Origin of the sequence: Natronomonas sp. (genome assembly GCF_046710025.1) — an archaeon.
Lineage (GTDB): Archaea > Halobacteriota > Halobacteria > Halobacteriales > Haloarculaceae > Natronomonas.
This window is the reverse complement of record NZ_JBKEGK010000148.1, coordinates 1-6410: the sequence shown is the minus strand read 5'-3', so window position 1 is coordinate 6410 and position 6410 is coordinate 1. Positions and strand designations below refer to the sequence as shown.

Below are 6410 nucleotides of genomic sequence, written 5' to 3'. Positions count from 1 at the left end.
GGTCGTACTACCCAGACTCCCCTAAAAGCGCGAGCGAACTCCACCCGCGTATCCTAATTCGAATTGGGAACTAAATCGGAAGCAAGGGTTAAATAGGGAGTTTGAATCGGTCCGTGGTTGGCTGCCCAACGTGCCGGGGTTTTATATGCGGCCACAGAGATCGGCGGCAATGTCGGCATCACAGCAGTCCTATATTCCGAGAAGCGGCGGAAGGCCCCTGACGAGTAACAGCGTAGATCAATTTCTTATGCCCAATACCCGTCGTCGAGATACTGCGGAATGCCTGCAGCGACGAGACCGAGACCGTGATCAACTACCAGATCGACGCGATCGGCCTCGACGGCGTCCGCGCCGAGGAAAGTAAGGAGAGCCTCCAGACGGACACTCAACAGGAGTTGACCCACGCCGAGCAGTTGGGCCAGCGGCTCAAACAGCTCGGCGCGCGCCCGCCGGGCTCGACGGACGTTCTCGCAGTCATCAATGATGTCGTCAAGTCCGAGGAGGACGCTATCGCCACCTATCGCAGCCTCATTGAGATCGCTGAGGAAGCGAGCGGCCCCGTCACCGAGGACCTCGCCGTGACGATCCTCGCCAACCGGGAAGCCCACCGCACCGAGTTCCAGGGCTTCGAGGAGTGGCATTGACGCCCGCAGAGCTGTCTTTTGGCTGCTATACTTAAATATGGACTCCCGACCGATACCTGGCGATACGAGTAACTACAACCCCGAAAGCCCTCGGGCTCTCGGCTCCCGGGCCTCGCTGCGCGCTTTGGGCCCTCCGGGCCCTGCAGTGCTTGCGTCGTCCAGGTTCGCCGAGAGCGCCTCGCCCTTTCAGTCCGCCAGGAGTTTGTTGTTTAATCGACAGAAATCGGGTGTTTACCTAATTTCATTTAAATACACACTGCCGGACTATTTAAATACTCGGCAGCCGAGTAAATAGAAACACGAACCACCGGCCGAGTCACCCGACCAGCCCCGCGAGCAGTACCTTGTCGAGTTCGAACAGCAGGGCGACGCCGGTCGCGACGAGGGCGTACCCGCTGATCCGCCGGATCACCGAGGGCCGATCGAGGGAGGTGACGTAGCCCGTGAGCGTCTCGCCCGCGCGACGGCCGCCGTAGGCGACAACGAGCAGCGGCCCGGAGAACCCGACGCCGTAGGTGAATAGCAGGGTTGCACTCCCGGTGATGTCCCCGGAGGCCCCGACGTACGCGAGGACGCTCCCGAGGATTGGACCGACGCAGGGCAGCCAGATGACCCCCAAGAAGAGCCCGAGGACGAACCCCCCAATAAGAGGGTGGTGAGCGCGCTCGACGGCCGTCGTGAACTCCGTCACGGGGGCGGTGAGTCGCGAGGCGTAGGTCGTGTAGGCCTCGTGGAGGTCGTCGTCGGCCAACACCGCGCCGAACGCGATGATCAGGAGAACGAACGGGAGCCGGAACGTCTCGGGTGTGATCGATCCGACGGCCGCCGTCGAGATCCCGAGGGCAGTAAAGGAGAGAATGCTCCCGGCGACGATGGCGATCGGCCGGAGGCGGTGGCCGGCACTGCCGGCCAAAAGCGGCGGGAGCATCGGGAGACAACACGGCGTCAGGGCGGTCAACACCCCCGCGAGGAGGACCGCGGCGACGCCCGGCGTTTCGAGCATCTCGACTAGTATTTTCGATATCGGACGGATGAACGTGACGATTGCTTGCGATACAGTCGGCGGCGAGCGAAACCCAGACTCAGGTCGAAAGCAGCCGCGATCGAACGCAACGATCGCGGGATCGCCCGCGACTGCGACCCGAAGGCCACGATCGCAGGGTCAGTCGTCGGCCGGATCGACCGTCTCGTTGCGGAGCGGTTGGTCGTACCGTCCGACATCGTCGGGGATGTCGGATTCGTCGATTTCCTGGGTCCCCGTCGGCATGTCGGCCAGCATGAGCTTCTTCTGCATCGGGTTCATCTCGTAGCCGAGCCGCTCCTGGGTCCGGTTGTAGTAGATACCCTCGTCGGGCGTCCCGTCCGGGAAGTCCTTGGACTTCTCGGGGAACTCGGGGCGGTCGTGGGCGTTCATGAACCCGGCGATGTCGTGGACGTCTTCCCAGTCGGTCACGTCGTGGGCGTAGCCGTACGGCATCGCCTCGCGGATGTAGGACGCTGAGGTGTACATCCGACCCATCCCGGCGCCGTCGTTGAACGAGCCGGGGCCCCAGAGGGGTGGATATATAACGTTACCTTCGTCATCAACCTCACCTTGGCCGTCCGCGCCGTGACAGGACGCACAGTTCTCGAGATACAACTCGGCGCCGCGGACCGGGTTGACCTCCTCAACTGGCACCTTCTCGTCGCCTTCCGGCTTGTTCAGATGTGACCAGTAGGGCTGGCCCTTCGTCGGGACCCCCTCGCTCAGCCACATCATGTACGCCTCCATGGCCTGTATCTCACGGCTGTCGTAGTCCGGCGCGCCCTCCTCGGCTCCCGGTGAGTTCATGCTCCGCTGGAAACACCCCATCAGGCGCTGTCGGGTGTCACGCATCCGGTTTCGTCGGCCCGTCCACTCCGGTAGATCCGCGCTGGTACCGACGAGCGGAATGAGATTGATGTCCTGGCCGACCATGCCGACCGTGGCGACCGACTGGCCGCCGCCGTGACAACTGGCACACGAGAGGTCGTTCCCGACGTGGTCGGGCATCTCCTCGGAGGTGTTCGCCATGAGGGTTCGCCCGTAGATGATGAGTTCGCGCTCGTTCTCGTTGTCGGGGAGCGTCGACTCGTTCATCTCCTTGGGGACGAAGTTGATCTCGTCGCCGGCGGTCGCGTTCCGGTACTGCAACTCGTCTTTCGATTCGCCCTCCCGAAGATCACCATCAATGATCTCCCGGTTCGGCATGTCGGCCGGCATCTCCGCCGGTTCACTCGCGTCAACGTCGGCATCAGGGGTCGCGACGTCGCCGTCGTCAACCTCGCCGCCGTTGTCGGCGCCTGGAAGCGCGGTACACCCTGCTAGAACGACCATCACGAGCGTCCCGACGAGGATCAATAACCTACGATCCATCCCTATCGGCACCTCCATCTGCGTATCCGCCTACGCACTCGATGCATCATACGGTTTTGCAGACAAAGCACACACAAAAAGATTTTGCATGATCGACCCTGCGGATGGCGATGGGCTTAATTGTCCGGATAGTGTCAACACGATGTATCCGCTGCACAAATGAACCCACGAAAGCTATTCACGCTCACCCTTTTGATGACGGCGCTCGGCATCGGCTACTATTCGATGAACGCGGCGCCCGTGTTGAGCGATGAGTCAAATTCGTATCACGGCGACACCGCCTGGGGAACCGACGTTGATGAGGCGATTGAAACGGCTGCCGCCGAGGACAAACCCGTCCTCGTGTACTTTTGGACGACGTGGTGTACGTACTGCGAGGAGTACAATACGAACGCGTACACGGACCCGGGTGTTCTCGACCGCTTGGAGGAGTTCGTCCTCCTTGCTGTGAATCTCGACGACGGGAGCGAGTCAGCAAAGCAACTCCAGACGGAGTATAACGCGAACTACCCGCCACAGCACGTCGCAATCACGCCCGGGGGAGAGATTCTGGTCGAAATCAACGGCTACGCCGAGCCGGACGCGTTTGCGACCTACCTCGATGACGCACGGGCGGAGTGGGAGCGCCGATGATCGGAACCGCGCTCCTCGTCTGTGCGCTCGTCTCGGGACTCGCGGCGACGGGGCTGTTGCTTCGTGGGTATCTCCGTCGTGATACGACCTACGACACCATCGTTACACCACTCATCGCCGTTAATACAATTTCGTTGATTGTTTCGCTCGCGTATCTGACGTATCTTTTTGTCGTTACTGACTACACAATCGCGTACGTTTATGACAACACCGCGAACTACATTCCCCTTCTCTACCGGGTTACGGGCGTCTACGCCGGCAACGAGGGATCGGTGCTGTTGTGGGCAACGCTGGCCGCGGTCGTCGCCCTCTGGGCGGCGCTCCTCCGTGGCTTCGAAACCCCCGACGGAAAACTCGTCCAAGCGATCACGATCGGTGTCGTGACGTACTTCGCCGGAATGTTGATCATCGACGGCCCCTTCACCCCGGTCGAAGAGGCCATCCCAGAGATGGGCAGCGGCGCTGTCCCGCTTGATGGGACGGGACTCAACCCGCTGTTGATCGATCCCTACATGGCGATCCACCCGCCGATGATGTTCGTGGCCTACGGGCTGTTGACGATGCCGTTCGCGATCGGTGTCACCCACTTCGTGTCGACGCTCCGTGGCGACGGCGGCGTCTTTGGAGCGTGGATCGGTAGCATCACGCGCTGGGTGCGCATCTCGTGGCTATTTTTGACGACAGCGATCATTCTCGGCTCGGTTTGGTCATACCGGGTGCTCGGATGGGGGGGCATCTGGGCGTGGGACCCCGTCGAGACCGCGGTCTTGATCCCGTGGATATTCCTCACGGCGACACTCCACGCCGTCATCAACTATCGGTCGCAGTCGACCTACGCGACACTCGCGCCGGCGATGGCGTCGGCGACGCTCGCGCTCATCGTCTATGCGACGGCCATCGTCAGAAGCGGGGTCTTTCGCAGCGTTCACTCCTTTGCCAACGACGGGATCGGATCCGCCCTCCTGATCCTGCTCGCCGTGACGCTCGTTCTCGGCGTCGGGTTGCCGCTCGGTTACTGGCTGGTTCGGGAACCGGAGGAGTCGAGCGCCGGAACGCAGCAATGGATCACGCGCTCGAACGTTTTGCACCTGGCGGTTCTCGGCATCGGCCTCCTCGGATTCATATCGGTGTGGGGGCTCACGTTCCCCGTCCTCAGCAACTACACCACCGGTATCGAACTCGAGTTGACGAGTATGTACTACAACCTCTGGAGCTACGCGATCCTCGTCGCAATACTCCTGACGCTCGGCTTCTATATGGACTACGATATCGAAGGACAACGGCGCGCGCTGGCCTCGCTTGGCGTCTTCGGCGTCGCGACGGTCGTAGCCGCGCTGATCGCCCCGAGTGAGACGTGGACGCTCGCCGAAACTGGCCCGGGAGATGTCCTGTTTTATCGAATCCTTGGGAGCGCGAGCGTTCTCTCGATCGTCCCGCCGGCGGCGTACGTCTGTCTCACCGTCATCAAGCGCGCGCTCGAGTTGATCCCCGGATCGCCGAACCGACACTTCCAACTCAAGCAGGCCGGCATCACGATGGTTCACGTCGGCCTCGTGCTTCTCGTCGTTTCGGTCTCGTTTTCATATCTGTTCGTCACCGAATCGTCGGTGATCATAGACAACGCCGAACGGGAGGCGGCCCTCGAGGCGCCGCCGGTCCACGACGTCCCCGAATCGGCGTACGCCGTCGAGGTGACCGACTACGACGAATATCAACGACCCACCTCCCCGGACATAGAGAACGTCGCGCTCTCGGCCGGGCAGGTGACCGACCGGAGCCGGTCGATACACGAGACGGTCCAGCCGGTCTACGGGACCGTCACGCAGGTCAACCGGGGCCCGGAGGCGACGATCGTCCAACTCGACGACTCGCCGATCTGGATCGGTATCGTCGGGGAGGGCCACGAGACGGTCGAGGTCTCCGAGGGCCAGCGGCTGGTCGGCGTCGGCTACGTCATGTGGGACTACCTCCCCGAAACGCCCCAGACTGACGCCGTCGTCGTCGTCGACCCCGGAAACGTTGGGCCGACGACGGACCCGCCAGCCTCGATCGATCAGACGCGTGTTGTTGGGAGCAGCGTCGGTCTCACCGTCTACGAAGGCAGCGAACGGATCGCAAGCGGCGACGCGGGCCAGGAGCGATACGTCCAACAAAGCGACATGGAGGTCCGGGACGTCTTCGTCGACCGGGGTGCGACCCACGACACCTACGTTATCGCGGCGGTTGACGACGGCACCGCCTCGCTAACGGTCCGACGGATCCCGCTCATGAACCTCATGCGCATCAGCGCTCTGACGCTCCTTTCGGGGATGGCTCTCGTGTTGTTGTTCGACCCCGCGTACGGCCTCGTCCCTCGGTTCAGTTACCGTTCGCGGGGCGTCGAGGCGAGTTCCGATTGATCCGCGTCCGTTCCAACCGCATTCATAACCCATGACACACCGACCTACGTCCGTACTGCTCGTTTCACTCACACTCGCGCTGTTTGTCGCGCTGGCGCTGGCGTCCGGCGTCGGCGCCGCGGCGTCGGCCACCGGCTCCGTCACCGTCGAGAACGGCTCGGCCGACGGTTACAACGTCACCGTCGCCGCCCTCGACCCGTCGAACGAGCCGATCGTCGACCCGGTCGAGACGACCGTCGAAAACGGGACGTTCAGCTACGAGCCGGTCGACAACGCGACGTCGTACTTCGTCCGACTGGAATCGGAGGACGCGGTGTACTACGATCTCGTGGATCCCGG

At 62.4% G+C, this 6410-nt stretch carries 5 protein-coding genes and 1 pseudogene; 4 read left to right on the top strand and 2 right to left on the bottom strand.

Annotated elements, in window-relative coordinates; genetic code table 11:
• Positions 1-254: 254 nt before the first annotated feature.
• Positions 255-644, top strand: a complete 390-nt coding sequence (locus ACI944_RS10220) for a ferritin-like domain-containing protein (RefSeq protein WP_411718943.1) — start codon at positions 255-257, stop codon at positions 642-644.
• A gap of 316 nt (positions 645-960) precedes the next feature.
• On the opposite strand, the gene ACI944_RS10215 is transcribed toward ACI944_RS10220, so the two are convergent.
• The gene (locus tag ACI944_RS10215) at positions 961-1647 is read right to left on the bottom strand and encodes a cytochrome c biogenesis CcdA family protein (RefSeq protein WP_411718942.1); all 687 of its coding nucleotides are present in this window, start codon (positions 1645-1647) and stop codon (positions 961-963) included.
• A 159-nt stretch (positions 1648-1806) separates the two neighbouring features.
• Positions 1807-3057: a c-type cytochrome gene (locus ACI944_RS10210; RefSeq protein ID WP_411718940.1), complete on the bottom strand. Its 1251-nt coding sequence runs from the start codon at positions 3055-3057 to the stop codon at positions 1807-1809.
• A 141-nt stretch (positions 3058-3198) separates the two neighbouring features.
• On the opposite strand from ACI944_RS10210, the gene ACI944_RS10205 reads away from it, so the two are divergent.
• From ACI944_RS10205 to ACI944_RS10195, 3 genes and pseudogenes are all read left to right on the top strand, one after another.
• Positions 3199-3672, top strand: a complete 474-nt coding sequence (locus ACI944_RS10205) for a thioredoxin family protein (protein WP_411718939.1) — start codon at positions 3199-3201, stop codon at positions 3670-3672.
• Positions 3669-6071, top strand: a complete 2403-nt coding sequence (gene ccsA, locus ACI944_RS10200; RefSeq protein ID WP_411718938.1) for a cytochrome c biogenesis protein CcsA — start codon at positions 3669-3671, stop codon at positions 6069-6071. Before ACI944_RS10205 ends, ccsA begins: the two co-directional genes overlap by 4 nt.
• A 31-nt stretch (positions 6072-6102) precedes the next feature.
• Positions 6103-6410, top strand: a pseudogene (locus ACI944_RS10195) (carboxypeptidase regulatory-like domain-containing protein); the annotation flags it as partial.

Bases quoted from the DNA above. Each gene is read 5' to 3' on its own strand.
- ACI944_RS10215 (WP_411718942.1), bottom strand. From the start codon at position 1,647: ATGCTCGAAACGCCGGGCGTCGCCGCGGTCCTCCTCGCGGGGGTGTTG.
- ACI944_RS10210 (WP_411718940.1), bottom strand. From the start codon at position 3,057: ATGGAGGTGCCGATAGGGATGGATCGTAGGTTATTGATCCTCGTCGGG.
- ccsA (WP_411718938.1), top strand. From the start codon at position 3,669: ATGATCGGAACCGCGCTCCTCGTCTGTGCGCTCGTCTCGGGACTCGCG.
- ACI944_RS10205 (WP_411718939.1), top strand. From the start codon at position 3,199: ATGAACCCACGAAAGCTATTCACGCTCACCCTTTTGATGACGGCGCTC.